The 1,704-nt window shown below is 30.8% G+C and carries 2 protein-coding genes and 1 pseudogene; all 3 read left to right on the plus strand.

The window, feature by feature from the left end; translation table 11 throughout:
• Positions 1 to 230, plus strand: a 230-nt coding sequence (locus DAD81_RS20630; RefSeq protein WP_245949388.1) for a PfkB family carbohydrate kinase, incomplete at its 5' end; no start/stop codon positions are given.
• 77 nt (positions 231 to 307) lie between these two features.
• Positions 308 to 1,525, plus strand: a complete 1,218-nt coding sequence (locus DAD81_RS20635; protein WP_111710377.1) for a 6-phosphofructokinase — start codon at positions 308 to 310, stop codon at positions 1,523 to 1,525.
• Between the two features lie 52 nt (positions 1,526 to 1,577).
• Positions 1,578 to 1,704, plus strand: a pseudogene (locus tag DAD81_RS21115) (bifunctional 4-hydroxy-2-oxoglutarate aldolase/2-dehydro-3-deoxy-phosphogluconate aldolase); the annotation flags it as partial.

A 1,704-nucleotide genomic window follows, 5' to 3' on the forward strand; every position in this document is an offset into this window, starting at 1 on the left:
CTCAGTACCAAATTACAGATATAGTAGATAGAGTTGGTGGTGGTGATTCATTTATGGGTGGATTAATTTACGGTTTGTTAGAATATAAAGGAGACGACCAAAAAGCGTTGAATTTTGCAGTAGCTGCATCTTGTTTAAAACACACTATTAAAGGTGATGCGAATTTATCTACAATAGATGAAGTTAAAAAACTAATGGGTGGTGATTCTTCAGGTAGAGTTGCTCGATAATATATAATATTAATAATTAAGTTTGATAATTTGTAATGCTGGTTTGTATAAACCAAGCCAGCTTTCTTTAATTTATTATGAAAAAATCAATTGCAATTATTTGTGGAGGTGGTCCAGCACCAGGAATTAATACTGTTATAAGCACATTGGCCAAAACATTTTTGAAAGATGGTTATGAAGTTATAGGTGTTCATCATGGTTATAAAGGCTTGTTTTCTGAAAACCCATCTTTAAAAATCTTCGACTTTCAACGTGCTGATCAAATTTTTAGTCTTGGAGGTTCTACTTTAACAATGAGTAGATTTAAACCAAAAGATAGCGATTTTAAAGCTGATTTTTTCGAAAAGAATAACGTAAAATTATTAGTTACAATTGGTGGTGATGATACAGCTTCTACCGCAAGCCGACTCACAAAATATCTAACTACTAAAAAACTTGATGTAGCTCACATTCACGTTCCAAAAACTATTGATAATGATTTGCCTTTACCTGATAGAAATCCAACTTTTGGATTTCATACAGCAAAAGATGAAGGTGTAAGAATTGGTAATACAGTTTATGAAGATGCTAGAACTAGTGAAAATTGGTTTGTAGTATCAGCAATGGGAAGATCCGCGGGGCATTTAGCTTTTGGAATTGCTTCTGCCTGTCATTTTCCAATGATGATTATTCCTGAAATGTTTAATAAAACAAAAATTACTTTTGAGAAATTGACAAATATGATTATTTCGTCGATAATAAAAAGTAAAATTAGAGGAATTGAATATGGTGTTGCTATGGTAAGTGAAGGTGTTTTTCATTTTATGGATGAAGATGAAATTAAAAATTCAGGTATAAACTTTACGTATGACGACCACGGGCATCCAGAATTAGGAAACGTAAGTAAGTCGCATATTTTCAATTATTTACTTCAAGTAAAGTTAAAAAAAATAGGATTAGATATTAAATCTAGACCCGTTGAAATAGGTTACGAATTAAGATGCTGTAAGCCAATTGCATTCGATTTAACTTTATGCACTTTATTAGCTATAGGTGTTAAAAAATTGTTTGACCAAGGTATAACTGGATGTATAGTTAGTGCTAATTCAAAAGGAGATATTACCCCGTTATATTTAAAAGATTTTGAGGATGAAAATGGTAAAGTTCAGCCAAGATTGGTTGATATTGATTCTGATATGTCGCAATTATTTATAAAGCACTTAATTTATATTGGAAAAAATGATTACGAAGAAGCTAAAAAATATGTTGAAGATCCTTCAGCATATGATTTCAAAAAAATATTAAACTGGGAGTAGTCTCAGTTAAAAAACAACAATCAATTACACTATTTAACATATCACAATAATTATGGCACAATTTACAAGAATAGAAGTTGCAACAGCAATGAAAGAAACAGGGATGATTCCATTGTTTTTTAACAACGATTTAGAATTAAGTAAAAAAGTATTAAAAGCTTGTTACAATGGTGGTGCAA

Origin of the sequence: Lutibacter citreus (assembly GCF_003260195.1) — a bacterium.
Taxonomy (GTDB): domain Bacteria; phylum Bacteroidota; class Bacteroidia; order Flavobacteriales; family Flavobacteriaceae; genus Lutibacter; species Lutibacter citreus.

What these genes read in the sequence shown, in the direction of transcription:
- DAD81_RS20635 (WP_111710377.1), top strand. Translation starts at nt 308, where the DNA reads ATGAAAAAATCAATTGCAATTATTTGTGGAGGTGGTCCAGCACCAGGA.